The organism is Salipiger sp. D13 (genome assembly GCF_003703915.1).
Lineage (GTDB): Bacteria > Pseudomonadota > Alphaproteobacteria > Rhodobacterales > Rhodobacteraceae > Salipiger > Salipiger profundus.
The window spans coordinates 62,810-87,700 of sequence record NZ_ML112597.1; the positions used below are offsets into that span (position 1 = coordinate 62,810).

The 24,891-nt window shown below is 68.8% G+C and carries 23 protein-coding genes; 11 read left to right on the forward strand and 12 right to left on the reverse strand.

What is annotated here, in order from left to right; all coding sequences use genetic code 11:
- Positions 1-63: 63 nt before the first annotated feature.
- Together D6860_RS12635 and D6860_RS12640 are read right to left on the reverse strand one after the other, a co-directional pair.
- Entirely contained in the window at positions 64-1,290 is a 1,227-nt protein-coding gene (locus D6860_RS12635; RefSeq protein WP_076624847.1) for a sigma-54-dependent transcriptional regulator, read from the reverse strand.
- Positions 1,287-3,032, reverse strand: a complete 1,746-nt coding sequence (locus D6860_RS12640; RefSeq protein ID WP_229743298.1) for a sensor histidine kinase — start codon at positions 3,030-3,032, stop codon at positions 1,287-1,289. Before D6860_RS12640 ends, D6860_RS12635 begins: the two co-directional genes overlap by 4 nt.
- An 87-nt stretch (positions 3,033-3,119) precedes the next feature.
- Here D6860_RS12640 and D6860_RS12645 point away from each other — a divergent pair, with 87 nt between their 5' ends.
- Positions 3,120-4,292: a cytochrome P450 gene (locus tag D6860_RS12645; RefSeq protein WP_017468392.1), complete on the forward strand. Its 1,173-nt coding sequence runs from the start codon at positions 3,120-3,122 to the stop codon at positions 4,290-4,292.
- A 14-nt stretch (positions 4,293-4,306) separates the two neighbouring features.
- Here the strand turns inward: D6860_RS12645 and D6860_RS12650 are convergent, their stop codons facing one another.
- Both D6860_RS12650 and D6860_RS12655 read right to left on the reverse strand, forming a co-directional pair.
- Complete coding sequence (locus D6860_RS12650) at positions 4,307-4,600, reverse strand: Rdx family protein (RefSeq protein ID WP_017468391.1); 294 nt, start codon at positions 4,598-4,600, stop codon at positions 4,307-4,309.
- Between the two features lie 58 nt (positions 4,601-4,658).
- Positions 4,659-5,114 (reverse strand): Lrp/AsnC family transcriptional regulator, encoded by a 456-nt coding sequence (locus D6860_RS12655; RefSeq protein WP_076624849.1) that lies wholly within the window; start codon positions 5,112-5,114, stop codon positions 4,659-4,661.
- A 152-nt stretch (positions 5,115-5,266) separates the two neighbouring features.
- On the opposite strand from D6860_RS12655, the gene cobA reads away from it, so the two are divergent.
- The 6 genes from cobA (at position 5,267) to D6860_RS12685 (ending at position 10,283) form a co-directional block, all read left to right on the forward strand.
- Complete coding sequence (cobA, locus tag D6860_RS12660; RefSeq protein WP_076624850.1) at positions 5,267-6,070, forward strand: uroporphyrinogen-III C-methyltransferase; 804 nt, start codon at positions 5,267-5,269, stop codon at positions 6,068-6,070.
- 25 nt (positions 6,071-6,095) lie between these two features.
- A complete protein-coding gene (locus D6860_RS12665) occupies positions 6,096-6,395 on the forward strand; it encodes a DUF2849 domain-containing protein (protein WP_076624851.1) in 300 nt (99 codons plus the stop codon).
- A gap of 66 nt (positions 6,396-6,461) precedes the next feature.
- Complete coding sequence (locus D6860_RS12670; RefSeq protein WP_076624852.1) at positions 6,462-8,135, forward strand: nitrite/sulfite reductase; 1,674 nt, start codon at positions 6,462-6,464, stop codon at positions 8,133-8,135.
- Between the two features lie 4 nt (positions 8,136-8,139).
- Entirely contained in the window at positions 8,140-8,931 is a 792-nt protein-coding gene (locus tag D6860_RS12675; protein WP_083697891.1) for a phosphoadenylyl-sulfate reductase, read from the forward strand.
- Positions 8,928-9,311 carry a DUF934 domain-containing protein gene (locus D6860_RS12680; RefSeq protein WP_017468108.1) on the forward strand — a complete coding sequence of 128 codons (384 nt, stop codon included), beginning with the start codon at positions 8,928-8,930 and terminating at the stop codon, positions 9,309-9,311. The genes D6860_RS12675 and D6860_RS12680 overlap by 4 nt, the downstream gene beginning before the upstream one ends.
- A 108-nt stretch (positions 9,312-9,419) precedes the next feature.
- Positions 9,420-10,283, forward strand: coding sequence for a ferredoxin--NADP reductase (locus D6860_RS12685; RefSeq protein WP_076624853.1), 864 nt, complete (start codon positions 9,420-9,422; stop codon positions 10,281-10,283).
- Positions 10,284-10,418: 135 nt separating this feature from the next.
- On the opposite strand, the gene D6860_RS12690 is transcribed toward D6860_RS12685, so the two are convergent.
- Positions 10,419-10,967: a hypothetical protein gene (locus tag D6860_RS12690; RefSeq protein WP_076624854.1), complete on the reverse strand. Its 549-nt coding sequence runs from the start codon at positions 10,965-10,967 to the stop codon at positions 10,419-10,421.
- 319 nt (positions 10,968-11,286) lie between these two features.
- On the opposite strand from D6860_RS12690, the gene infC reads away from it, so the two are divergent.
- A complete protein-coding gene (gene infC, locus D6860_RS12695) occupies positions 11,287-11,832 on the forward strand; it encodes a translation initiation factor IF-3 (RefSeq protein ID WP_093411976.1) in 546 nt (181 codons plus the stop codon).
- A 218-nt stretch (positions 11,833-12,050) separates the two neighbouring features.
- On the opposite strand, the gene D6860_RS12700 is transcribed toward infC, so the two are convergent.
- The 4 genes from D6860_RS12700 to D6860_RS12715 form a co-directional block, all read right to left on the reverse strand.
- On the reverse strand, positions 12,051-13,040 hold the full coding sequence (locus D6860_RS12700) for a molybdopterin-binding protein (protein WP_076624855.1): 990 nt from the start codon (positions 13,038-13,040) through the stop codon (positions 12,051-12,053).
- Positions 13,037-14,005: an XdhC family protein gene (locus tag D6860_RS12705; protein WP_017469475.1), complete on the reverse strand. Its 969-nt coding sequence runs from the start codon at positions 14,003-14,005 to the stop codon at positions 13,037-13,039. Before D6860_RS12705 ends, D6860_RS12700 begins: the two co-directional genes overlap by 4 nt.
- A gap of 87 nt (positions 14,006-14,092) precedes the next feature.
- The gene (locus D6860_RS12710; RefSeq protein WP_076624856.1) at positions 14,093-15,295 is read right to left on the reverse strand and encodes a DegT/DnrJ/EryC1/StrS family aminotransferase; all 1,203 of its coding nucleotides are present in this window, start codon (positions 15,293-15,295) and stop codon (positions 14,093-14,095) included.
- Positions 15,296-15,392: 97 nt separating this feature from the next.
- Positions 15,393-16,055: an HAD family hydrolase gene (locus D6860_RS12715; RefSeq protein WP_017469731.1), complete on the reverse strand. Its 663-nt coding sequence runs from the start codon at positions 16,053-16,055 to the stop codon at positions 15,393-15,395.
- 109 nt (positions 16,056-16,164) lie between these two features.
- Between D6860_RS12715 and glmU the strand changes: the two genes are divergently transcribed.
- Together glmU and glmS are read left to right on the forward strand one after the other, a co-directional pair.
- On the forward strand, positions 16,165-17,514 hold the full coding sequence (gene glmU, locus D6860_RS12720; protein ID WP_076624857.1) for a bifunctional UDP-N-acetylglucosamine diphosphorylase/glucosamine-1-phosphate N-acetyltransferase GlmU: 1,350 nt from the start codon (positions 16,165-16,167) through the stop codon (positions 17,512-17,514).
- A gap of 5 nt (positions 17,515-17,519) precedes the next feature.
- Positions 17,520-19,340, forward strand: coding sequence for a glutamine--fructose-6-phosphate transaminase (isomerizing) (gene glmS, locus D6860_RS12725; protein WP_076624858.1), 1,821 nt, complete (start codon positions 17,520-17,522; stop codon positions 19,338-19,340).
- Between the two features lie 71 nt (positions 19,341-19,411).
- On the opposite strand, the gene D6860_RS12730 is transcribed toward glmS, so the two are convergent.
- Positions 19,412-20,518 (reverse strand): acetoin utilization protein AcuC, encoded by a 1,107-nt coding sequence (locus D6860_RS12730; protein WP_076624859.1) that lies wholly within the window; start codon positions 20,516-20,518, stop codon positions 19,412-19,414.
- Between the two features lie 90 nt (positions 20,519-20,608).
- Here D6860_RS12730 and D6860_RS12735 point away from each other — a divergent pair, with 90 nt between their 5' ends.
- Positions 20,609-21,688, forward strand: a complete 1,080-nt coding sequence (locus D6860_RS12735) for an AbrB family transcriptional regulator (RefSeq protein WP_076624860.1) — start codon at positions 20,609-20,611, stop codon at positions 21,686-21,688.
- Positions 21,689-21,707: 19 nt separating this feature from the next.
- On the opposite strand, the gene D6860_RS12740 is transcribed toward D6860_RS12735, so the two are convergent.
- Together D6860_RS12740 and D6860_RS12745 are read right to left on the reverse strand one after the other, a co-directional pair.
- Entirely contained in the window at positions 21,708-23,552 is a 1,845-nt protein-coding gene (locus tag D6860_RS12740) for an ABC-F family ATP-binding cassette domain-containing protein (protein ID WP_076624861.1), read from the reverse strand.
- 215 nt (positions 23,553-23,767) lie between these two features.
- Complete coding sequence (locus D6860_RS12745; RefSeq protein ID WP_076625453.1) at positions 23,768-24,856, reverse strand: anhydro-N-acetylmuramic acid kinase; 1,089 nt, start codon at positions 24,854-24,856, stop codon at positions 23,768-23,770.
- Positions 24,857-24,891 lie beyond the last annotated feature (35 nt).

The following is a 24,891-nucleotide window of genomic DNA, read 5'->3' on the forward strand; positions in this document are numbered from 1 at the left end:
GTCACCGCCCAGGTAGTTCCCGCCAATGTTCGGACGCGCCGCGCTGTGGCGAAATTCTGCCGGCTATCGGAACGCCTCGGCCTTCAGCCCGTATTTCGCCAGCTTGTCGTAGAAGGTCTTGCGCGGAAGCTTCAGCATCTCGGCGGCGGCGCTCGCCTGTCCGCCGGTGCGGCGCAGCGCGTCGGCCAGCAGCGAGCGCTCCACCTGCGCCAGCCGCTCGCTGAGACCGAGCCCCTCGTCGCTCGCGTCCTTCTCGCCAAGCCCGAGCACGAAGCGCATCGCCGCCGACATCAGTGAGCGCGCGTTGCCCGGCCAGTCCCGCGCGATGAGCCCCGCGATCATCTCCTCGCCGATCTCCGGCTCGGGCAGGCCCGACTGCTCGGCGGCCTGCGCGACGTAGTGGCGAAACAGCACGGGAATGTCCTCGGGGCGCTCGGACAGGGCCGGGATGCGCAGCTGCATCACCTCGAGCCGGTAGAAGAGTTCTGCCGAGAAGCCGCCCGCCTCGACCTGGGCCCCGAGATCCTCGACCGTGCCCGCGATCAGACGGGCCCCGCCCGCCTCCAGCGCATCCTGCAGCGCCATCTGCGTGTCCATCGGCAGCTGGCCGATCTCGTCGAGGAACAGTGTCCCGCCGGCGCAGCCCTGCCACAGCTCCGACAGGTCGTCGCGCGAGAGCCCCGCCGCCGAGCGCTTCTCGAACGCTCCCTTGGCGCGCGAGGAACACAGGTGCACGACCTCGGCGACCTTGGGAATACCCGAGCCGCGCGCGCCGCGGATGAGCACGTCGGTGCCTGCCCGTGCCGCCGCGCGAGCCTGCGCGCGCAGACTCTCGGACTGAGGCGAGATGCCGAAGATCATGCGTGCCGCCGGGTCGCCGGTCTCGAGCTGGGCCTTGAGCCTGCGGTTCTCCAGCACCAGCGAACGGGTCCGCAGCGCCCGTTCGATCACCGAGATCAGCTCGGCCGGCGCGCAGGGCTTCTCGAGGAAGTCGAAGGCGCCCGCAGACATCGCCCGCACCGCCATCGGGATGTCGCCCTCGCCGGTGAGCAGGATCACCGGCAGCTCGGCGTCCTGTTCGTGCGCGTAGTCGAGCAGGTGGAAGCCGTCGCGCCCCGGCATGCGGATGTCCGAGACGATGACACCCTCGAAGCGCGGGCCGATCCGGTCCTTGGCCTCGACGAAGCTGCCGGCGGTGATCGCGTCGAACTCGGCAAGCTCGAGCGTCTGGCCCAGCGCCTCGCGCACCGCCGCGTCGTCATCGACCAGAAGCACCCTGCGCACGCTCATGCCATTTCCTCCGCCTGAAGCAGTTCCACCGTGAAGAGCGCCCCGCCCGCGACGTTCTCGCCGCGCAGCCGCCCGCCGAAGCCCTCGACGATGCCATGTGAGATCGACAGGCCCAGGCCCATGCCCTCGGCCGCACCGACCTCCTTGGTCGAGTAGAACGGATCGAAGATACGCGACGGGTCGGCGATGCCCGGCCCGGTGTCGCGTACCGTGAGAAACGCCATTCCCAACGAGTCGTCGCGGGCGATACGGATGGTGAGGCACCGCGTCTCGCACTCTGCCATCGCGTCCATCGCGTTCGACAGCAGGTTGATCACCACCTGCCCCAGCCGGACCTCGCCCGCCATCACGACGGTCGCCCGTTCGGGCCGCTGCCAGTCGATCCGCGTGCCGGTCTCGGCAATACGGGGCCCCAGCACCTCGAGCGCGCTTTCCACCACCGCCGCCAGCCCTACGCGCCGCGCGGGCTCGGGCTCGGCCTTGGCAAAGGCGCGCAGGTTCTTGATGATGCGCCCCATGCGGTTCGCCATGTCCGAGATGCGCCCGAGGTTCTCGGCGGCGCGCTCGGCCTTGCCGCGTTCGAGGAAGGCGGTGCCGTTCTCGGCGAAACTGCGGATCGCCATGAGCGGCTGGTTCAATTCGTGGCTGATGCCGGCACTCATCTTGCCCAGCGCGGACAGCTTCGAGGCCTGCACGAGATCCGCCTGCGCCCGCTTCAGCGCGGCCTCGGCCTCCTGCCGTTCGGCGATCTCGCGGCGCAACGCGACGTTGCTCTGCTCGAGCGCCCGGGTCCGGGCCGCAACACGGTCCTCGAGCTCGAGGTTGGCCTCGGCCAGCGTGCGGCGCCGTTCCAGCCCCAGCCACAGCAGCGCCCCGAAGAACAGCACCACCGAGGTCACCACGGCGGACTGCAGCGCCGCGACGCGCATGGTCGGCATCACGTCGGCCAGCAGCACGCCAGTCATGCCGATGACCGGCAGCGCGGTCTCGAGCCGCAGCGCGCGAGGCGGGACGTAGGACGACAGGCGCTGCACCGAGACGGTATGCCCCCCGGGATGGCGCAGCGTCACCTCGTAGCTCGTGCCGTCGGGGCTCAGCAGCGCGTCGCCGTTCTTTCGCCAGCCCAACAGCTCGGAGCGGTTGGTCACGAAAATCTCGCCCGAGGCATCGGTGAAGAAGACCGCCGGCAGCGAGCCGCGCCAGTCCTGTTCGAGACCCGCCACGTCGACGGCGACGATCAGCGCGCCCCGCACCCGCCCGTCCGGTCCGAAGCTGGGCGCGGCGTAGTAGAAGGCCCGGTCGATGCCGTTCGGTCCTGCGCCGTGCGAGACGCCCAGCGCCCCGTCCATGGCACGCGCAAATGGGCCGGCTTGCAGAACGTGCGACGGCAGGCCGGGCGCGGAGGCGGCAAGTGTCTCACCACTACGGTCCACGTAGGCCGCGAGCACCGCGCCCGACCGGTCGGCCGCGCGCAGGAGCATGGCATCCGCCGTTTCGCGCGACCCTCCTTCGTGGAGGGCGGCAAGCGCCGGATGATCGGCGGTCAGCACCGCGAATTCCCGAAAGCGCTGGAGCTGCGTGACAAGCCGGTCAGAGGCCAGTTCCAGGTCGCTCTGTCCCCGTGCCGCGAGCGGGTCGAGCCCCTGCAGGTAGGCCTGCCGCCAGACGCCCAGCGCCAGCGCCGCCGTGACGACGAGAGCCAGCGCGATCAGCGCGGCGCGGTTTCGGGATGCGGGAACCATCGCGTTCCACATAGCAAGCCGCCGCCGCTCAGGGAAGCGCGGCCGATCCGCTTGCCAGCCGTTTGCCGGCGGGGCAGTGTCACGGCCATGCAGCGCTTTTCCCAGTCCCCGACCGATCCCGACTTCGTGCAGAACCCCTACCCGTTCTACGACCGGATGCGTGCCTCGGGCGATCTCGCCTGGTGGGACGAGTATGACACCGTCTGCGCCACCTCGCACCGCGCGGTGCATGCGCTGCTGCGCGACCGCCGCTTCGGACGCGAGATCCCCGCCGAGCTCGCTCAGCCCGTGCCGCCGCATCTCGCACCCTTCTACGCCATCGAGAACCACTCGATGCTCGAACTCGAGGCGCCACGTCACACCCGGTTGCGCGGGCTCGTGCTGCGCGCCTTCACCACCCGGCGGATCGCCGGGCTGGGGCCCGAGATCGCGACCCTGTCCCATGCGCTGATCGACGCCTTCCCCGACGGTCCCTTCGACCTGCTCGACCGCTTCTGTCAGCCCTTGCCGGTGATCGTCATCTCGCGGCTTCTCGGCGTGCCAGACGAGATGGCGCCGCAGCTTCTCGGCTGGTCGAACGCCATGGTCGCGATGTACCAGGCGCGCCGCACACGCGAGATCGAGGACAACGCCGCGCGGGCCGCCTCGGAGTTCAGCGCCTTCCTGAGGGATTACGTCGAGGCCCGCCGCAGGACCCCGGGCGACGACCTGCTGTCACAGCTCATCGCGGCGGAGGAGGCCGGAGAGCGGCTTTCGACCGACGAGTTGATCGCCACCTGTGTGCTGTTGCTGAACGCCGGACACGAGGCAACGGTGCACACCATGGGCAACGGCATCCGGACGCTGCTGGAGACCGGCCACGGCATCACCGCCGAGACCGCCGCCCCGGTCACCGAAGAAATCATGCGGCACGATCCGCCGCTGCATCTTTTCACCCGCCACGCCTACGAGGAGGTCGAGGTGTTCGGCCACCGCTTCCGGCGCGGCGACACGGTGGCACTGTTGCTGGGGGCGGCGGGCCGCGACCCCGAGGTTCACGCCGACCCGGCGCGGTTCGACCCGGGAAGGACCAGCACTGCCCACCATGCCTTTGGCGGCGGGCCGCATTTCTGCGTCGGTGCGCCGCTCGCCCGGCTGGAATTGCAGACCGCCCTGCCCATCCTCTTCGAGCGATGCCCGACCCTGCGGCTGGCCGAGCCCGCGCGCTATGCGGATCTTTACCATTTTCACGGGCTCGAGACGCTGGTCGTCACGACCTGAGGGACTGGCCGTGCTCAGCTCTTGCGGTCGGAATGCCCGAGGTCGCGCTCTGGTTCGATTACGTCGCGCAACCGCTGCTTGATCTCCTTGGGCTCTGGAAAACCGCCGTCGCGCTTGCGTTCCCACAGGAGCGTGCCGTCGACGGAAATCTCGTAGACACCCCCGTAACCGGGCACCAGCGTCACGCCGCCCAGCGCCTCTCCGAAGGTCTGCAACAGTTCCTGTGCCATCCATCCGGCCCGCAACAGCCAGTTGCAGCCGGTGCAGTAGGTGATGCTCACGCGTGGTTTGTCTTTCGTCTCGGTCATGCGCCGCATCCTGCCCGATGCCACCGGGCGCGACAATGCACCAAAGAAAGCTGACGCCTCAGACCGGCAGCGCCGTGGTCGCCTTGATCTCTTCCATGGACAGCAGTGCCGTCACGTTGTGCACCTTCACCTCCGAGATGAGCGCCTGGTAGAAGACATCGTAGGCCCGGGCGTTCGCCACGCGCACCTTGAGGATGTAGTCGATATCCCCGGCGAGCCTGTGCGCCTCGAGCACCTCGGGACGCGAGCGCACCGCGTGCAGGAACCTTGTCTGCCAGTCGGAATCGTGCTCGGAGGTGCGGATCAGCACGAAGAAGCAGGCCTCGAAGCCGAGCTTGTCGGGATCGGCCACCACGATCTGCGGACCGATCACCTCGGCCTCGCGCATCTTGCGAATCCGGTTCCAGACCGGGGTCTTGGATGACCCCACGGCACGGGCGATCTCGTCGAGCGAACGTCCCGCGTCGCGCTGCAGTTCGCGAAGGATTTTCCGGTCGGTGGCGTCGAGCTGCATCGGTTTTCCCCTAATCCTGCCTCACGTAGACGATGTTCCATACCACGGCTCCGGGGTGGAACAAATGTCTTAATGAAAGCCCCCGGCTAGCGAGAAAGGGGGACAACGTTCTATATTCATGAGGACACTCACCCACACCGGAGCTGCCCCCAATGGCACGATCCCCCATCCTCCTGAGCCAGGGCCATGTGGCCTTCGTCGGCGCCGGTCCCGGCGACCCCGAGCTTCTCACCATGCGGGCGGTTCGGATGATGGAATGTGCCGACGTGATCCTGCACGACGCGCTGGTGCCCGCCGACATCCTCGCCGTGGCCGGCGACAGCGCACGGCTCGTGCCGGTCGGCAAGCGCGGCTTCGGCCCCTCGATGAAGCAGGACGAGATCAACGCCCTCATCATCGAGCACGCGCTGGGCGGAGCCCGCGTCGTGCGGCTCAAGTCTGGCGATCCCGGCATCTTCGGGCGGCTCGACGAGGAAACCCAGGCGCTGGAAGCCGCGGGCATTCCCTATCACGTCACCCCCGGGCTGACGGCCGCATCGGCCGCGGCGGCCGGCATGGGCGTCTCGCTCACCAAGCGCGGGCGCAACAGCGACCTGCGCCTGCTGACCGGCCATGACGTGAAGGGCTTCGCCGAGCAGGACTGGCGCACGCTGGCCCGCCCCGGTGCCGTCGCCGCCATCTACATGGGCAAGCGCGCCGCGCGCTTCCTGCAGGGCCGCCTGATGATGCACGGCGCCCACCCCGACACCCCGGTGACGGTCGTCGAGAACGCCTCGCGCGCCGACGAGCGTCACCTGCCCGCCACGCTCGCCACGCTGGCCGCCGATCTCGACGCGGCCGCGCTCGACGGTCCCGCCGTGCTGCTGCTCGGCCTCGCCCCTCAGGCGAGCGTCGCAAGCCGCATCGCCGCCGAGGCCGCGGCCCGTGGCGCCACCGAACACGCCGCAGCGCGGTAATGCACGCAAGACAGGAGACCTCCTGATGCCCAAAGCCTTCACACCCAAAGTCGTCACCGCCAACGCGTTGCTCGAGGGTGACGTCATCTACCTTGCCGCCGACGACCGCTGGGTCCGCAGCCTCGAAGAGGCGGAAGTGCTCACCGACGAGGCCGTCGCGCAGGTTCGCCTGCTCGCCGCACAGGCGCGCAGCGCCGAGGCGGTCGGCGTCTACCTCGCCGATGTCGCGCCCACCGACGCGGGCCCCGAGCCCACCCATTTCCGCGAGGCGTTCCGGGCCAAGGGCCCCTCGAACTACGCCCACGGCAAACAGGAAACCGCCTGAGCGGCGCAGACCCCACTCGGAAAGATTTGCAAATTCCCCACGCGGATTTGCGGGAGACAAGACCAGATGTATCGCTACAACGACTTCGACGCCGCCTTCGTGGCCGAGCGCAACCGTCAGTTCCGCCAGCAGGTCGAACGCCGCATCGCCGGCCATCTGACCGAGGATGAATTCAAGCCGCTGCGCCTGATGAACGGGCTCTACCTGCAGCTGCACGCCTACATGCTGCGCGTCGCCGTGCCCTATGGCACCCTGAACAGCGCGCAGATGGACCAGCTCGCGCTGCTGGCCGAGAAGTGGGACAAGGGCTACGGCCATTTCACCACGCGCCAGAACATCCAGTACAACTGGCCCGAGCTGCGCGATATCCCCGACATGCTCGACGCGCTGGCCGAGGTGGGGATGCATGCCATCCAGACCTCGGGCAACACGATCCGCAACGTGACTGCCGACCATTTCGCCGGTGCCGCCGCCGACGAGGTCGCCGATCCGCGCCCCGTGGCCGAGCTGCTGCGCCAGTGGTCCACCGACCACCCGGAGTTCCAGTTCCTGCCGCGCAAGTTCAAGATCGCCGTCACCGGTGCCGAGAACGACCGCGCCGTCATCAAGGCGCATGACATCGGCATCCAGGTCGTCGAGAAGAACGGCCAGATCGGCTACCGCGTGCTGGTGGGCGGCGGACTTGGCCGCACGCCGATGATCGGCAAGGAGCTCGCGAGCTTCGTGCCGCAGGACGACCTGCTGCCCTTCGTCGAGGCAACCGTCTCGGTGTGGAACCTGCTCGGCCGTCGCGACAACAAGTACAAGGCGCGGATCAAGATCACCGTGCACGAGCACGGCATCGACGAGATCCGCTCGCTGGTCGAGACCCGCTTCGAAGAGACCAAGCAGGCGTTCAACGGTGCCGACCTCGCGCTCTTCGAGGAGATCAAGGCGCAGTTCGCGCCGCCGGCGTTCCGCAACGCGCCCACGGATGTCTTCGACGCGGCCTACGCGACCGACCCGGTCTTCCAGGCCTGGGCCGACAGCAACCTGACCGCGCACAAGGTGGACGGATATGCCATCGCGCAGATCAGCCTGAAGGCGCATGGCGAAACCCCCGGCGACGCGACCGCCGACCAGATGCGCGTGATGGCCGACATCGCGCGCCGCTTCGGCCACGACGAGCTGCGCATCAGTCACGAGCAGAACGTGGTGCTGCCGCACGTCCACAAGTCGGACCTGCCGGCGATCCACAAGATCCTCAAGGCCAACGGGCTCGCCACCGCGAACATCGGCATGATCTCGGACATCATCGCATGCCCGGGCATGGATTACTGCGCGCTGGCCACGGCCCGCTCGATCCCGATCGCGCAGGAGATCGCCACCCGCTTCGACGAGCTGAAGACCGAGAAGGACATCGGCGAGCTGAAGATCAAGATCTCGGGCTGCATCAACGCCTGCGGCCACCACCACGTGGGCCACATCGGCATTCTCGGCCTCGACCGCGCGGGCGTGGAGAACTACCAGATCACGCTGGGCGGCGACGCCACCGAGACCGCGAGCCTTGGCACCCGCACCGGGCCCGGCTTCTCGGCCGAGGAGATCGTGCCCGCCATCGAACGCATCGTCAGCGCCTACCTCGAGCATCGCGAAAGCCCCGAGGAGACGTTCCTGCAGACCTACCGACGCCTCGGTATGGCGCCCTTCAAGACGGCGCTCTACGGCGAGGAGGCCGGAAAAAAAGCAAGGGCAGCCTAGACGCATGACCTTTCAACTTTCCGCAAATACGGCCGCTGGCGGAAGCCCGGCGCGCAGCGCTGCGGAGCTTGCGGACCTGCGCGCCCGCGTCGATGCGCTGAACACACGCTACCGTCACCACGGGGCCGTGTCGGTGCTCGAGGGCGCGCTGCGCGACCCCGAGGCCGGCAACATCGCGCTGGTCTCGTCCTTCGGGGCCGAGTCGGTGGCGCTGCTGCACCTCGTGGCGATGATCGACCGCAAGACTCCGGTGCTGTTCATCGACACGCGTCTGCTCTTCGCCGAGACGCTGGCCTACCAGCAGGACGTGGCCGAGCGGCTGCACCTCGAGAACGTGCGGGTGATCCGCACCGACGAGGCGGTGCTGAACGCCCAGGACCCGGACGACGACCTGCGCCAGCGCAGCACCGACGCCTGCTGCGCGCTGCGCAAGACGCTGCCGCTCGAGCAGGCGCTCGACGGCTACGACGGCTGGATCACCGGCCGCAAGCGCTTCCAGTCGTCGACCCGTGCCGCGCTCGAGTTCTTCGAGCTCGAGGACGAGACCGGCCGGATCAAGGTGAACCCGCTCGCGCACTGGGCCCCCGAGGACGTGCGCGCCTACATGGACGAGAACCGCCTGCCCCGGCATCCGCTGGTGTCCAGGGGCTACCCGTCCATCGGCTGCGCGCCGTGCACCTCGCCGGTGAAGCCGGGCGAAGATCCCCGCGCCGGTCGCTGGCGCGGCGAACAGAAAGAGGAATGCGGCATCCATTTCGTCAATGGCCGCATGGTGAGACAAGGACCGAGCACATGAGCATCCTCGTGACCGACAAGGGCTTCACGGCCGACGACTGGACGCAGGGCTACGAGAGCGCGAGCGCGCTCGACCTGGCCTCCGACACCGATCCCGCCGCGCTGGAGATAGCGCCGCAGGTCGAGATGGTCCGGATCGACTTCCCGAGCTTCTCCGACGGGCGCGGCTTCACGCTGGCGCGGCTGCTGCGCCTGCGCGGCTACCGCGGCCGGCTGCGTGCCAAGGGCCACGTGATCGCCGACCAGTATGCGATGGCGCGGCGCGCGGGCTTCGACGAGGTCGAGATTTCCGACGAGCTTGCCGCCCGGCAGCCCGAGGAAGACTGGCTGTTCCGCGCGAATTGGCAGCAGCACGACTACCAGAGCCGCCTGCGCGGTTGAGTCATCTTTCAATTCTACCAATGACGCTCTAGAAAGGGACTCGGGTTTCGTTTGTCTACAAACGAATTCTGCGGTATGCACGACCGGCGGAACCCGATGAGATCAGCCATGACCGAGATGAGCCCCGTGACCGACACCCAAGCGACCCAAGCCGACGCGCCCAAGAAGATGGTGCTGCCCGACGCCCAGACCGTGACCGAGGTCAAGCACTGGACCGACCGCCTGTTCTCGTTCCGCGTGACCCGGCCCGCGAGCCTGCGCTTCCGCTCGGGCGAGTTCGTGATGATCGGCCTGATGGGCGATCCGAACCCCGACACCGGCAAGCAGAAGCCGCTGCTGCGCGCCTACTCCATCGCTTCGCCCTCCTGGGACGAGGAGCTCGAGTTCTACTCGATCAAGGTGCAGGACGGCCCGCTGACCTCGAAGCTGCAGCACATCCAGCCCGGCGACCAGATCATCCTGCGGCCCAAGCCCGTCGGCACGCTGGTGCATGACGCGCTTCTGCCCGGCAAACGGATCTGGTTCTTCTCCACCGGCACCGGTTTCGCGCCCTTCGCCTCGCTGCTGCGCGAGCCGCAGACTTACGAGGATTACGACGAGATCATCATCACCCACACCTGCCGCGAAGCCGGCGAGCTGCAGTATGGCGCCGATCTGATCGAGAGCCTCAAGACCGACGAGCTGCTCAACGAGGTGATCGGCGAGGGCTTCTGGAAGAAGATCAAGTACTACCCCACCACCACGCGCGAAGAGAGCGCGAAGATGGGGCGGATCACCGACCTGATGCGCTCGGGCGAGGCCTTCGAGGATCTCGGCGTCGCGCCGATCAACCCCGAGACCGACCGCGCGATGATCTGCGGCAACCTCGCCTTCAACCTCGAGCTCAAGGAAATGCTCGAAGGCTACGGGCTCGAGGAAGGTGCGAACTCGGATCCCAAGCAATACGTGGTCGAGAAAGCCTTTCTCGACTGAGACCCTCGTGGACCCACACGCGATGAGAAAGGCCCGCACCCCCGGTGCGGGCCTTTCTTTCTTCATGGGATCTGCCGGTTGCGCCGCGGGCCGGTCCTGCGCGTGCGACCGGGCACCGCGACGGAAGGCGCCGGCTCAGGCCTCCAGGGCGGCGTCGGCGGGATGCGCATCGATCCAGAGCAGCTGGTTCAGGAAGAACATGCTGAGAGCGACGGCGGTGTAGAACGACATCCCCTGCAAGCCCGGCAGGTTGAAGATGGACCCGACGACGAAGGGATTGAGAAGGCTGATCCCGACGAAGACGGACAGGCCGAGCACGGCCAGCAGGCAGCCAGCAGCGCGGCTCGCGGGCCCGAGGCTGAGCATCAGCGTCAGTGACGCAAACATGATCCCGACGCTCGTTGCCGGCGACATGAAATCCCGCGACGATAGTGCAACAGGATCATCGAGCCCCTCTGCGGCGACCTGCAGCAGCATCTGGCTTCCCATGGCCACGGCGGCGGCCGTCAACGCCGCTCCGATGGCGACGGGCCGGGCCCTGTGCCATGACCGGGTTGTCAGACCGAGGCCAAGGAAAAGCAGCCCGATGCAGAGGGCGGTCGACGGAACGGTGCCATACTGGTTTTCACCATTCCGGACCAAGGTCTGATCATCCGTCAGCCAGCCCGCAATCACCAGCAGCATCCAGAAGGCTCCTGCCAGCGACAGGACGAAGACAAGTTGTCTTTTGACGTTTCTCATCACGCCCGGGCACCCCATGTTCGAAACTGGTTGCATGATTTAACGTGGTCGGTGGATTCGGCGCAATATCGGCTTTGCACGAAAGCGCGCGACCTTTTGGCCTGCCCGCCCCGGACAGGTCTCCGTCAGCGGCCGGTCAACCGCTCCGTAACAGCCGGGCAACGGAAATCGACCCTTGCAGGTGCGGATTTGGCGCTTGAAACAGGGCCGTTGCAAGTTTATTTTGCACGCTCAAAGCATTCACGGAATAAGGACCGATACCATAGCCCGCAGACCTCACAACGCGCCTCCCACGCGCGACACCGGCCCCCGAGTCAACGACCGTATCCGGGCCCCGGAAATTCGTCTGATCGGCGCCGAAGGCGAGAACCTCGGCGTCCAAACGCCCCGGCGTGCCATGGAGCTTGCCGAGCAGGCGGGGCTCGATCTCGTCGAGATCTCGCCCAACGCGAACCCGCCTGTCTGCAAGATCATGGATTTCGGCAAGTTCAAGTACGAGCAGCAGAAGCGCGAGTCCGAGGCGAAGAAGAAGCAGAAGATCATCGAGGTCAAAGAGGTCAAGTTCCGTCCCGGCACGGACACGCATGACTACGATGTGAAGATGCGCAACGTGCTGAAGTTTCTCGAAAAGGGCGACAAGGTGAAGATCACCCTGCGCTTCCGCGGCCGCGAGATGGCGCACCAGAACCTCGGGCGCGAGCTGCTCGAGCGCGTCGCCGAAGACGTGAAGGAACTGGGCAAGGTCGAGAACATGCCCAAGATGGAAGGCCGCCAGATGATCATGATGATCGGCCCCGTCGCCAAGTAAGCCCGGGCCTTTCGTCACCGGACACGATTACCGAACCCGCCGCTTCGCCGGCGGGTTTTCTTTTTGGAGCCTTGAGATGTGTCGGTTGGGAGACCCGGCACCGCGCCTCTTGCGAGGGCGGGATCTTTCGGGGGCGCTGCCCCCGTCGCTGCGCGACTCCCCCGGGATATTTGGGGCCAGAAGAAACGCCTGCCGAGGCCCCTGGCTGGCGGTTGCGCTCAGCCCTCGCGGGGGCGCGGGCGCGAGGGAGGCTCTTTCAGGAGGCCGCCCACGCCCATGCCCATGATGTCGCCCGGCGTGACCTCGACCCCGCAGAGAATCCGCTCGAGGACCCAGTCGGCGCCGTTGAGCGCCGGCGAGCGCGCGCAGCCCGGCAGGCCGATGACCGGCCGCGCCCCCAGCGCACCGAAGAACAGCAGGTTGCCGGGATCGACCGGCATGCCGAAATGGGTGACGTGGCCGCCCGCCGCACGCAGCGCCTCGGGGGCGGTGTCGTGCAGGTCGGAGGTGGCCGAGCCGGTGAGCACCAGCACCACGTCGGAGGTGGCATTGCCGATCGCGGCGGCGAGCGGCGCGGTCTCGTGCGGGACGACAACCGGATCACCGAGCTCGACCCCCATGCGCTGCAACCGCCCCCGCATCGCCCGGTGGCCCTTGGGCGACGGCGGCTTGCCGATGGTGGTCTCGATGAGGGTGGCGGTGCGGGCCCGCACGGGGCGCAGGCGCAGCGCGCCGCCGGCCTCGGCGCAGGCGGCATCGAGCGCCTCGCCCGGCACCGCGTAGGAGATGATCTTGATCGTCGCCGCCATGCTGCGCGCCGCGACCGCCTGGTAGGGGCGCAGCGTGGCCACGGTGATCATCGGGTGGATGGCGTTCACCGCGTCGATGCGGGCCGCGTCGACCTCGAGCACGCCGGTGCCGGTGGCGTGCAGGTTCACCCGTCCGGTGGCCGCCCGGCCAATGCGCAGGCCCGCGGCCTCGGGCTCGGGGAGCAGCGCGCGGGCCAGACGTTCGGCAGCGGCGTCCTCGGCCAAGTCGCCGGGCTCGAGCCGGGCGACGACGATCTCGTCGAGCTCTGCCGCGGCGAGCTGGTCGAGATGTTCGGGCGCGATGATCAACCCCTTGCGCAGCCGCCCGGAGGGCAGTTGCAGCGAATGCGCCAGCACCCCGCCGACCGCATCCTTCAGCGGAACGGGGCCGAACTTCATGCGCCCTTCCTCAGCACCCGCGTAATCTCGGCGAGGATCGAGACGGCAATCTCGGAGGGGCCGGCGGCGCCGATATCGAGCCCGATCGGACCGTGGATGCGGTCGATCTCGGCCTGCAGGAAGCCGGCCTCCTGCATCCGCGCGACCCGCTTGGCGTGGGTACGGGGGGAGCCAAGTGCGCCGATGTAGAAACAGGGCGCGCGCAGGGCAAGCTCGAGCGCCGGGTCGTCGATCTTGGGATCATGGGTCAGCAGCACCAGCGCGGTGCGGGTGTCGAGGCCGAGCTTCTGCACCGCCTCGTCGGGCCAGTCGTTCGAGACCGTCTCGCCGGGGAAGCGGGCCTCGGCTCCGAAGGTCTCGCGCGGGTCGACGATCACCGGGTCGTAGCCGGCGATCCGGGCCATCGGCACCAGCGCCTGGGCGATGTGCACCGCGCCCACGACAATCAGGCGCAGCGGCGGATTGTGGATTGCGACGAAGGTGCGGCCGTCTTCCTCGAAGCCGGAGCGATCCATGCGGAACCGGGTCTCGTGGCCGGTCTCGTCGAGGCGGCGCGCGCCGCCCTCGGTGTCGACGACATAGGCCACGGGGCGCCGTGCGGCACGGGCCTCGCAGAGCGCCGCGAGCATGTCCTCGGGGAGGACCTTGCCGACCGGCTCGACCATCACGCGGATCCTGCCGCCGCAGGCGAGGCCCACCGCGAAGGCATCGTCGTCGGAGACGCCGAACTCGAGCAACCGCGCGGCGCCCGCGTCCAGCGCTTCGAGCGCCTCGACGATCACCGCGCCCTCGACGCAACCGCCGGACACCGAGCCTTCGATCTCGGCGTCGCCCGAAATCACCAGCTGCGCGCCCACGCGGCGGGGCGCCGAGCCCCATGTCTCGACCACCGTGGCGAGCACGGCACCGCGCCCTTCGCGGTGCCATGCAAGCGCGGTTTCCGGAATGCTGTCGACGTTGGTCATAGCGGTTGTCTCCCTGCTCCGTTCCTATCACGCGCGCGTTGTACGCGGCCCTCCTCCCAAGGTCTCATCCGACCACCGGCCGGCTTGTCAGCCGCCCTGCTGATGCACCGCCGAAACCTCGGCGCGGATGATCCGGGCGATCTGCGCGCAATCGTCGTGCGAGAAGGTAAGCGGCAGACGCAGATCGACCAGCCCCGCGAGGATGCGGTCTGTAGCGGCCATAGGCGCGCACGGGGCATAGCGCCAGGAGTCGTAGCGCGAGGTGAAGGCCACCGGCTCGGGCGCGCCGAACCATTTCAGCTCGACCCCGCGCGCGGCACAGCGCGCCAGCAGCGCCTCGAGCGCCGACGCCGGCCAGTCGAGCATCAGCGCCTGGAAGGAGGAGCCGACAAAGCGCTCGCGCGGGTCACGGTCGACCAGCGTGAGCCCGGGACAGTCGCGCAGGCCCGCCTCGAGCGTCCGGTAGAGCCCGTTCCACCGGTCGACCTGAGCGTCGAGCGCGCGCAGCTGGGGGCGCAGGATCGCGGCGCGCAGGTTGTCCATGCGGCCAGAGACGTTCGGCGTGTGATATTTCACCCGCTCGAAGACCTCGGGCCCCGGCGCCGCGAGATGGCGCTCGTAAAGCATGTAGGAGCCCGACAGGATCACGGCCCGCGCGGCGATCTCCTCGTCATCGGTGACGAGGAAGCCGCCCTCGCCCGAGTTCATGTGCTTGTAGGTCTGCGTCGAATAGCAGCCGACCGCGCCGTGACGGCCCGAGGGCACGGCGTTCCACGCCGCCCCCATCGTGTGGGCGCAATCCTCGATCACCGTGACGCCGGCGGCATCGCAGAGCGACATCAACCGGTCCATGTCGCAAATGTGGCCGCGCATGTGGCTGAGCATCAGCACCCGCGCGCCACTGTCGGCGATACGCTCCCCGAGGTCGTCGAGGTCGATCACCAGCCGTTCGGTCACGCCCACGAATACCGGCGTCGCCCCGACCGAGGCGATGGCCCCCGGCACCGGCGCCAGCGTGAAGGCGTTTGTCAGGACCTTGTCTCCGGGCCCGACGCCCACGGCGCGCAGCGCGCAGCCGAGCGCGTAGCCGCCCGAGGCCACCGCCAGCGCATAGCGGGCGCCGGTGGCCTGCGCGAACTCCTGCTCGAGCAGTGCGGTCTCGGAGAGTTCGCCCGCAGCCACGTTGTAGCGGTGCAGGCGCCCGTGCCGCAGCACCTCGAGGGCGGCGGCGATCCCCTCGCCGGGGATCGGTTCCTGCTGGGTGAAACTGCCTTGGAAACGCTCGGTCATGGCCTCTTCATGCGCCTGCCTGCCGCGCGCGTCAATCCGCGAGCCTTGTAAGCACGCGGCATTTGGACTGTCCGCCCGACAGCGGCGGGCGCCGCCCTCAACCGAGCAGCCGGTCGACCTCGGACCCGAGCTCGCGGAAGTGACCGATGACGCCTTCCGGCGCGAGGTCACGAACGGCCTCGCCGTCGGGGCCGAAGCTGACGAGGATGCAGGGCGCGCCCACGGCGGCTGCGGTCTTGCGGTCCGTGTCGGTGTCGCCGACGAGCAGGCTGCGGCCCACGGCCCCGCCGACGCGGGCGACCGCTTCGGTGTAGGGCGCGGGATCAGGCTTGCGCACCGGCAGCGTGTCGGCCCCGACGAGCGCGCCGAACAGATCGCGCACCCCCAGACGGCACAGCAGCGTCTCGGCCAGCGCTTCGGGTTTGTTGGTGCAGATCGACACGGTGCTGCCGGCCTCGCGCAGCGCCTCGACCGCCTCCACCGCGCCCGGATAGAGCACCGTGTGAACGTCGATGGCCTCGCCGTAGGCAGTCAGCAGCTGCGGATACCAACGTTCGACCGTCTCCTCGTCCGCCTGACCCATACGCCCCAGGCCCAGCCGCAGCATCGCCCGCGCGCCGCGGAACGCCGTCGCGGCGTCGGCCTCGGGATCGAGCCGGACGGAGGCGCCCATTTCCGCGAAACACCAGTTCGCCGCGGCGATCAGGTCGCCGCTCGTGTCCGCGAGCGTTCCGTCCAGATCGAAAACCACCGTGCGCATGCCGTCACCCCTCTGCTGTCACACCTCGAAATCCAACGTGATACGTGCGACCTTGCCCCTGTTACCCGACCCGATAAAACGGGCGCAGAACAAACACAAAGAGAAACGCATGAGCATCGCCCTGATCATCCTTGCTGCGGGAAAGGGCACCCGCATGGAGTCAGATCTCCCCAAGGTCCTTCACCGCATCGCGCACGCGCCGATGCTCTGGCACGCCATGCGCGCCGGCCAGACACTCGACCCCGCGCGGACCATCGTGGTCGCCGGACACGAGGCAGAGCAGGTCGCGGCCTCGGCGCGCGACTACGATCCCGAAACGCACGTGGTGATCCAGCGCGAGCAGCTCGGCACCGCCCACGCTGTGGCGCAGGCTGGCCCGGAACTCGAGGGCTTCGACGGCGATGCCATCGTGCTCTACGGCGACACCCCCTTCATCAGCCAGGACACGCTCGAGTCCATGGCCCGCGCGCGGGCCCACCACGACGTCGTGGTGCTGGGCTTCGAGGCCGCCGACCCGGGCCGCTACGGTCGGCTCGTGACCGAGGGAGACGCGCTTCTGCGCATCGTCGAATACAAGGACGCGACGGATGAAGAGCGCGCCATAACGCTTTGCAATTCGGGCGTTGTCGCGGCTGACGCACAGACGCTCATGGCGCTGATCGAAGCGGTGGAGAACGACAACGCGGCGGGCGAATACTACCTGCCCGACATCGTCGAGATCGCCCGCGCGCGCGGGCTTTCGGCGGGGGTCGTGCCCTGCGCCGAGACCGAGACGCTTGGCGTCAACTCGCGCGCCGAGCTTGCCGGAGCCGAGGCCGCCTTCCAGCAGTCGGCCCGCATGCGGCTGATGGCCGACGGGGTCACGCTGCAGGCCCCCGAGACCGTCTACACCGCCTGGGACACCACCATCGGGCGCGACACCGAGATCGAGCCGAACGTCATCTTCGGCCCCGGCGTCACCATCGAGAGCGGCGCCCGCATCCGGGCCTTCAGCCATCTCGAGGGGTGCCACGTCAGCCGCGGCGCGGCAGTCGGGCCCTTCGCCCGGCTGCGCCCGGGCGCCGAGCTGGCCGAGGACACCCATGTCGGCAACTTCGTCGAGATCAAGAACGCTTATCTCGGCGAGGGCGCCAAGGCCAACCACCTGAGCTATCTCGGCGATGCCGAGATCGGCGAAGGCACCAACATCGGGGCCGGCACGATCACCTGCAACTACGACGGCGTGTTCAAGCATCGCACCACCATCGGTCGCGGCGCCTTCATCGGCTCGAACACCATGCTGGTCGCGCCGGTCACGCTGGGCGACGGCTCGATGACCGGCTCGGGCTCGGTCATCACCGAGGATGTGGCCCCCGGTGCGCTGGCGCTGGGACGCGCGAGGCAGGTCGAGAAAGCCGGTTTCGCAACCCGGCTCTTCGACGTGCTGCGTGCCAAAAAAGCAAAACAGACCAAGGGGTAACGGGCATGTGTGGAATTGTCGGCGTTCTGGGCACGCATGAAGCGGCGCCCATCCTCGTGGAGGCGCTGAAGCGTCTCGAATACCGCGGCTACGACAGCGCGGGCATCGCCACCGTCAACGGCGCGGGCAAGCTCGACCGGCGGCGCGCGGTGGGCAAGCTCGTCAACCTGTCCGACCGGCTGGTGCACGATCCGCTGGCCGGAAAGGCCGGCATCGGCCACACCCGCTGGGCCACCCACGGGGCGCCCAACGAGAAGAACGCGCACCCGCACCGCTCCGGTCCCGTCGCCGTGGTGCACAACGGAATCATCGAGAACTTCCGCGAGCTGCGCAACGAGCTGGCCGCCGAGGGCCACGCGCCCGAGACCGACACCGACACCGAGACCGTCGCCATGCTCGCGCGGCATCATCTCGACAGCGGCATGACCCCGGTGCAGGCCGCCCGAGCCACGCTCGCCCGCCTCGAGGGCGCCTTTGCCCTGGCGTTTCTTTTCGAAGGCGAAGAGGACCTGATGATCGTCGCGCGCAAGGGCTCGCCGCTGGCGATCGGCCATGGCGACGCCGAGATGTATGTGGGCTCCGACGCCATCGCGCTCGCGCCGTTCACCGACCGCATCACCTATCTCGAAGAGGGCGACTGGGCCGTCATCACCCGCGCCGGCGCCGAGATCTTCGACGAGGCCGATGCTCCGGTCAGCCGCGAGATGCGTCGCATCCGCATGGACGCCGCCCGGGTCGACAAGGCAGGCTACAAGCACTTCATGGCCAAGGAGATCGCCGAACAGCCGACGGTTCTTGCCGATGCGCTCACCGCCTACCTTGCCGGGGATGACATCAACATCCCGACGGAAAGCCTTGATTTCACGAAGATAGATCGGCTCACCATGGTCGCCTGCGGGACCGCGTATTACGCCTGTCTCACGGCGAAATACTGGTTCGAGAAGCTGGCGCGCCTGCCGGTCGAGGTCGATATCGCCTCGGAATTCCGCTACCGCGAGCCGCCGATCCTGCCGGGCACCGTGTCCCTGTTCGTCAGCCAGTCGGGTGAGACCGCCGACACGCTGGCGGCGCTGCGCTACTGCCGGGGCAAGGCCGACCGGATCGTGTCGGTCGTCAACGTCGAGACCAGCAGCATCGCCCGCGAGAGTGACCTCGCACTGCCCATTCACGCCGGTGTCGAGATCGGCGTCGCCTCGACCAAGGCCTTCACCTGCCAGCTCAACGTGCTGCTGCTGCTGGCCATCAAGGCGGCAAAGGTGCGCGGCACCATGAGCGCGGACGAGGTCGCCTCGCTGCTCGACCAGCTGCGCGGGCTGCCCGGGCATTTCAACGCCGCGCTCGACCGCGACCAGACCATCGAGAAGGCCGCGATCCGCATTTCCGAGGCGCGCGACGTGCTCTTCCTGGGGCGCGGCATGATGTATCCCCTCGCTTACGAGGGTGCTCTGAAACTTAAGGAAATCAGCTACATACACGCCGAGGCTTATGCGTCCGGCGAGCTGAAGCATGGCCCCATTGCGCTGATCGACAAGACCGTGCCGGTGATCGTCATGGCACCGCATGACGCGCTGTTCGACAAGACCGTGTCGAACATGCAGGAGGTCATGGCGCGCGGCGGCAAGGTCTGTCTCATCACCGACCCGGCGGGCGCCGCCGAGGCGGGCGAAGATGTCTGGCAGATGATCACCATGCCCGCCGTCGACGACCGGCTCGCGCCGCTGCTCTACGCGCTGCCGGCACAGATGCTCGCCTACCACGCCGCCGTCGCCAAGGGCACCGACGTAGACCAGCCGCGCAACCTCGCGAAATCGGTCACCGTGGAGTAACGCCCCGGTCGAACGCGCTTGAACAGAAAGCCCCCGAAGTCCTTCGGGGGCTTTTCCATGCTGTCAGGCCCTCAGAGCCGCTCTCGCAGCACCGCTACGGCGGCGCGCAGCTCATCGCGCACAGGCCCTTCGCGCGGGGCATCACGCACCGTCTCGAGCAGCACGGGCTCGGGGCGTCCCTTGCGGCTCCAGCCGAGCGAGGCCATATGCGCCCGCGCCGCCTCGGGCAGCCGTTCGGGCAACGCCTGCCCCGACAGCGTTGCCCAGACCGCCGCCCAGCAGCGCGCCACGCTCCACGGGTTGTAGCCGCCGCCTCCCGAGACGATCAGCCGGGGCGCCAGCGCCCGCAACGCCGAAACCGCCCGGATATGGCTGTTGTTCGACAGCGCCAGCCGCGACAGCGGATCCTCGGTCAGCGCGTCCGAGCCGCATTGCAGGAACACCGCGTCGGGCGCGAACCCTTCGACGGCGGGTAGAATGACCTCTTCCAGTGCCAGCGCGAACTCGCTGTCGTTGAAGCCGCGCGGCACCGGCAGGTTGAACGCCGCGCCGCCGCCGGTGTCCTCGAGCGCGCCGGTGAAGGGCCAGCGCCGGTCCTCGTGCACCGAGATCACCCGTACCCGCTCGGAGCCGTGAAAGGCGATCTCGACACCGTCGCCGTGGTGCGCGTCGATGTCGACGTAAGCCACACGCCGCGCGCCGAGCCGCAGCAGATGCTGGATCGTCAGCACCGGCTCGTTGAGGAAGCAGAAGCCGCTGGCACCGTCCGCAAGCGCGTGGTGGGTGCCGCCGCCGATGTTGTGCACCGCGTGCACCTGCCCCGACATAACCAGCTCGGCGGCCAGCAGCCCGCCACCGACCGCCGTGGCGGGGCGGCGGAACATCTCGGGGAAGACCGGGTTCGACAGCGTGCCGAGCCCGTGCCGCTTGCGGGTCTCCTCGCTCACCGTGCCGGCGTCTTCCGCTGCCTGCAGGGCCGCGATGTAGTCCGGCGTGTGGAACCCGGTAAGCGCCGCCGGTCGCGCGCGCGGGCTGGTGCGGAACAGGGCGCGTGGCAGGTGGCCGAGCGCCCGGGTCAGATCCATCGCCGCCGGCACCCGTTCGATCGAAAGCGGGTGCCGGGCGCCGTAGTTCGAACCACGGTAGATCTCGGCGGCGATGAAGAGCGCGGGCTGCATGTGCCCGTATCTATGGCAGGAGCCGGCCCCCGGAAAGTGCCGGTAGCGCGGCACGTTGCACATCTGCCGCGCATCGGCTTAGGTCGCGCCATGCCCGGCACAACGCTGACCCTCCGCATGATCGCCCTCACCACCCTGCTGCTCGCCCTCGGCGGCGCCGGCGGGCTGGTGGCGCAGGCGCTGCATCTGCCGATGCCCTTCATGCTCGGCAGTCTCGCCGTCGCGGCGCTGGCGGTCGGCCTGTTCCAGCACGGGCAACTGCGCGACTACCGCTTCCCGATGCGCTTCCGGACGTTCTTCATCGGCCTCATCGGCGTGATGATCGGCACGCAGGTGCGCCCCGAGCTGATCTCCGAGGCCGGGGACCTGGTCCTTACGCTCTCGGCCCTTGCGGTCTTCGTCGCGCTGGCCCACGGCGGCAACTTCCTGATCTTCCGGCGGCTCGGAGGCTACAGCCGCGCCACCGCCTACTACGCCGGCACACCCGGCGGGCTGATGGAGAGCCTCGTGATGGGCGAGCGCGCCGGCGCCGACCTGCCGCTGCTGACCGCGCAGCAGTTCCTGCGCATCATCATCGTCATCACCGTGATCCCGACCGGCATGTCGCTGTGGTTCGGTCACCCCGTCGGCAGTGCCGCGGGGTTCGGCCCCGATGCGCGCCAGCCGGTCACCCCCGAGGCGCTGGCGCTGATCGCGCTTGCCGCCGCAGCCGGGCTCGGGCTCGCACGGGTCGTGCGCCTGCCCGCCGGGCAGATCACCGGCCCGCTGCTGCTTTCGGCCGCGCTGACCCTGAGCGGCGTCGTGGACCTGCACCTGCCGTTCTGGCTGATCGCGGTGGCGCAGGTGGTGGTCGGCGTATCGCTGGGGCTGCGCTTCTCGGGCATGAACGCCGCGATGCTTCGGCGCTCGGTCTGGCTGAGCGTGGTCTCGGTGTCGTGGATGCTGACGCTCGGCGCGGGCTTCGCCACGGTGCTAGGCTGGGCGACCGGCTTGCCGTTCCTGCAGCTGCTGATCTCCTACGCGCCGGGTGGCGTGACCGAGATGTCGGTGATCGCGCTGAGCCTCGCCGTGAACCCCGCGATGGTGAGCCTGCACCACGTGGTGCGCATCCTCTTCACTGTGGGCTTCATGGGGCTTGCCGAGAAACGGGTGAACATGGAGGCCGGTTGACCGCCGCCCGCCCCGCGTTTCAGCCTGCGGCCTCGGCCTTTTCCTCGAGCGCCAGCCATTCTTCCTCGGCGCCGGCGAGCTTCTCCTGCCGCTGGCTGAGCGCCTCGGTGGCCTTCCTGAACTTCACCGGCTCGCGGGTGAAAAGCTCCGGATCGGCCAGAAGCTCCTCGAGCTTCGCGATCTCGGCCTCGAGCCGCTCGATCAGGGCGGGCAGCTCCTCGAGCCGGTGCTTCTCGGTGTAGCTGAGACCGGCCGGCTTCTTCGGCGCGGGCTTCGCCGCGCCTTTCGGAGCCTGTGCTTGGGCCGCCTTGCCCGGCTTGCCGTCCTTGCCCTGCGCCGCGCCCTCGGGAGGGTTCTCGGCCCGCTGCGCGCGGTAGTCGCTCCAGCCGCCGGCGTAGACGGTGGCCCGGCCATCGCCCTCCATCGCCACGGTGGTGGTGGCGATCCGGTCGAGGAAATCCCGGTCGTGGCTGACCAGAAGCACGGTGCCGTCGTATTCGCCCAGCAGGTCCTGCAACAGGTCCAGCGTCTCGACGTCGAGATCGTTGGTCGGCTCGTCGAGCACCAGCAGGTTCGATTCCTTCGCCATCAGCTTGGCCAGCAGAAGCCGCGCCTTCTCGCCACCCGAGAGCGACCGCACCGGCGCCCGGGCCTGCCGCTCGTCGAAGAGGAAGTCCTTGAGATAGCCCACCACGTGCCGCGGCTGGCCGCGCACGAGCACCTGGTCGGCCTTGCCCGAGACGCGCATCTCCTTGTCGCCGGTGAGGCTCTCCCAGAGGCTCATGTCCGGGTCGAGCTGCGCGCGCGACTGGTCGAACAGCGCCACCTCGAGGTTGGTGCCGAGCTTTACGTGCCCCTCGTCGGGCGCGAGGTCGCCGAGCAGCATGTGGATGAGGGTTGTCTTGCCGGTGCCGTTCGGCCCGACGAAGGCCACCCGCTCGCCGCGCTGCACGGTGATGTCGAGCCCCTTCACGATGGTCTTGTCGCCGAAGCGCTTCGCGAGGCCCGTCGCCTCGATCACCTTCTTGCCCGAGGTCGGTGCCGAAGCGAGTTCCATCGCCGCCGTGCCCTGCCGCCGGATCATGCCGGCGCGCTCCTGCCGCAGCGCCTTGAGCGCGCGCACCCGGCCCTGGTTGCGGGTGCGCCGGGCCGAGATGCCCTCGACCGCCCACTTGGCCTCGGCCTTGATCTTGCGGTCGAGCTTGTGCCGCGCCTCGTCCTCCTCGGCCCAGACGGTATCGCGCCAGTCCTCGAAGGCGGCGAACCCCTGCTCCTGCCGGCGCACCGCGCCCCGGTCGATCCACAGCGTCGCCCGCGTCAGCTCCTCGAGGAAGCGGCGGTCGTGGCTGATCAGGACGAAGGCCTTGCGCGTGCGCTTCAGCTCGTCCTCGAGCCAGCCGATCGCGTTGATGTCGAGATGGTTGGTGGGCTCGTCGAGCAGCATCACGTCGGGATCCTGCGCCATCAGCTTGGCCAGCGCCGCGCGCCGCCGCTCGCCACCCGAGGCGGTGGCGACGGGACGCTCGGGGTCGAAGCCGAGCCCCTGCCCGGCCGCCTCGACGAGATACATCTCGGCCGGCCCCAGCCCCTCGGCCGCGTAGTCGCCAAGCGTCTCGTAACCGGTGAGATCCGGCTCCTGCTCCATGTAGCCGACGCTGGTGCCGCTGGGCACGATCCGCGCCCCGGTGTCCGGCTCCACGAGCCCGGCCATCACCTTCATCAGGGTGGACTTGCCGGAGCCGTTACGCCCCACGAGCGCGACCCGGTCGCCGGGCTGCACGATGAGGGAAAGGTCGGAGAAGACGGGATCGCCCCCGAAGGTGAGCGAGATGTCGTTGAGCTGGAGAAGCGGTGCCTGTGCCATGCCGATGCGCTATGGCGGGACAGGCCGCGCGTCAAGGGGGCACGGCAGCGCCTGCCGCGCGGGTCCGGACAAGGGGGCTCTGCCCCCCGCCTTCGGCTCCCCCCGAGGGTATTTGAGAAGAGAAGAAGACGAAGGCGCCGCGCCCGGGCCTTCTTCTCTTTCCAAATACCTCCGCCGGAGGCGGGCCCGACCGCGCGGCCGGGCACGGCGCCGGATCAGATGCGCGAGATCCGGCCGCCGCTGACCGCCGCCGCCACGCCGGTGGTGTCGGGTGCAGAGGTGGGCATGCCGCGCATGACCCGCACCGCGAGATAGGCGAAGGCCTGTGCCTCGAGCATGTCGCCGTCGAGGCCCACCGCTTCGACGGGCTCCACCGGGCAGTCGAGCCCCGCCGCGAGCATCGCCATCATCACCGGGTTCTTGCGTCCGCCACCGGTGACAAGGACCCGTTCGGGCGGCACGGGGCAATGCTCCATCGCCAGCATGACGGACGTCGCCGACATCGCCGTGAGCGTCGCGGCGGCATCGGCATCGGAAAGGTCCTTCACGAGCTCGGTGGTCATCCGGAAGTCGTCGCGGTCAAGCGACTTGGGTGGCATCTTGCGAAAGTAGGCCTCGTCCAGGAACCGTTCGAGCGCGCCGTCGGCCACCGTGCCCCGCGCCGCGAGCGCCCCGTCGCGGTCGCAGTCGAGCCCGAGTCGGTCCGCCACGAGGTCGTTCAGCGGTGCATTCGCCGGCCCGGTGTCGAAAGCCAGAAGCGCGCCCTCCTCCTCGGGGGTCATGCGGGTCGGATCGACCCAGGTCAGGTTGCCGACGCCTCCGAGGTTGAGAAACGCCAGCGGCGCCTGTGCCCCGGTCCATTGCGCGCAGGCGAAGTGGAAGAACGGCGCCAGCGGCGCACCTTCGCCGCCAAGTGCCACATCGGCGGAGCGGAAATCCCAAACCGTATCGCGCTCCAGCGCCTCGGCCAGCGCGTCACCGTCGCCGAGCTGGTGCGTGCCGCGCCCCCGCGGCTCATGCGCCAGCGTCTGGCCGTGGAAACCCACCACCTCGACCTGTGGGAAGCGCGCGAGCAGCTCCAGATGCGCCTGCTGCACGACCCGAAGGGCGTCGGCGGTATCCTCGCCCGGCCAGCGCCCCAGTGCCTCCCGCAGCACGCGGCGTTCGTCTCCGCTATATTCCCGGTAGCCGCTCTCGCCGAACGCGTGGATTCGGTGGCCGTCGGTCTGCACCAGCGCCGCATCGACCCCGTCGAGCGATGTCCCGGACATCGCACCCAGCGCCCACAGTGGCGCATCCATCATCTTGCCCTTCAACTCTGCTCGCCCCGCCCTTATAG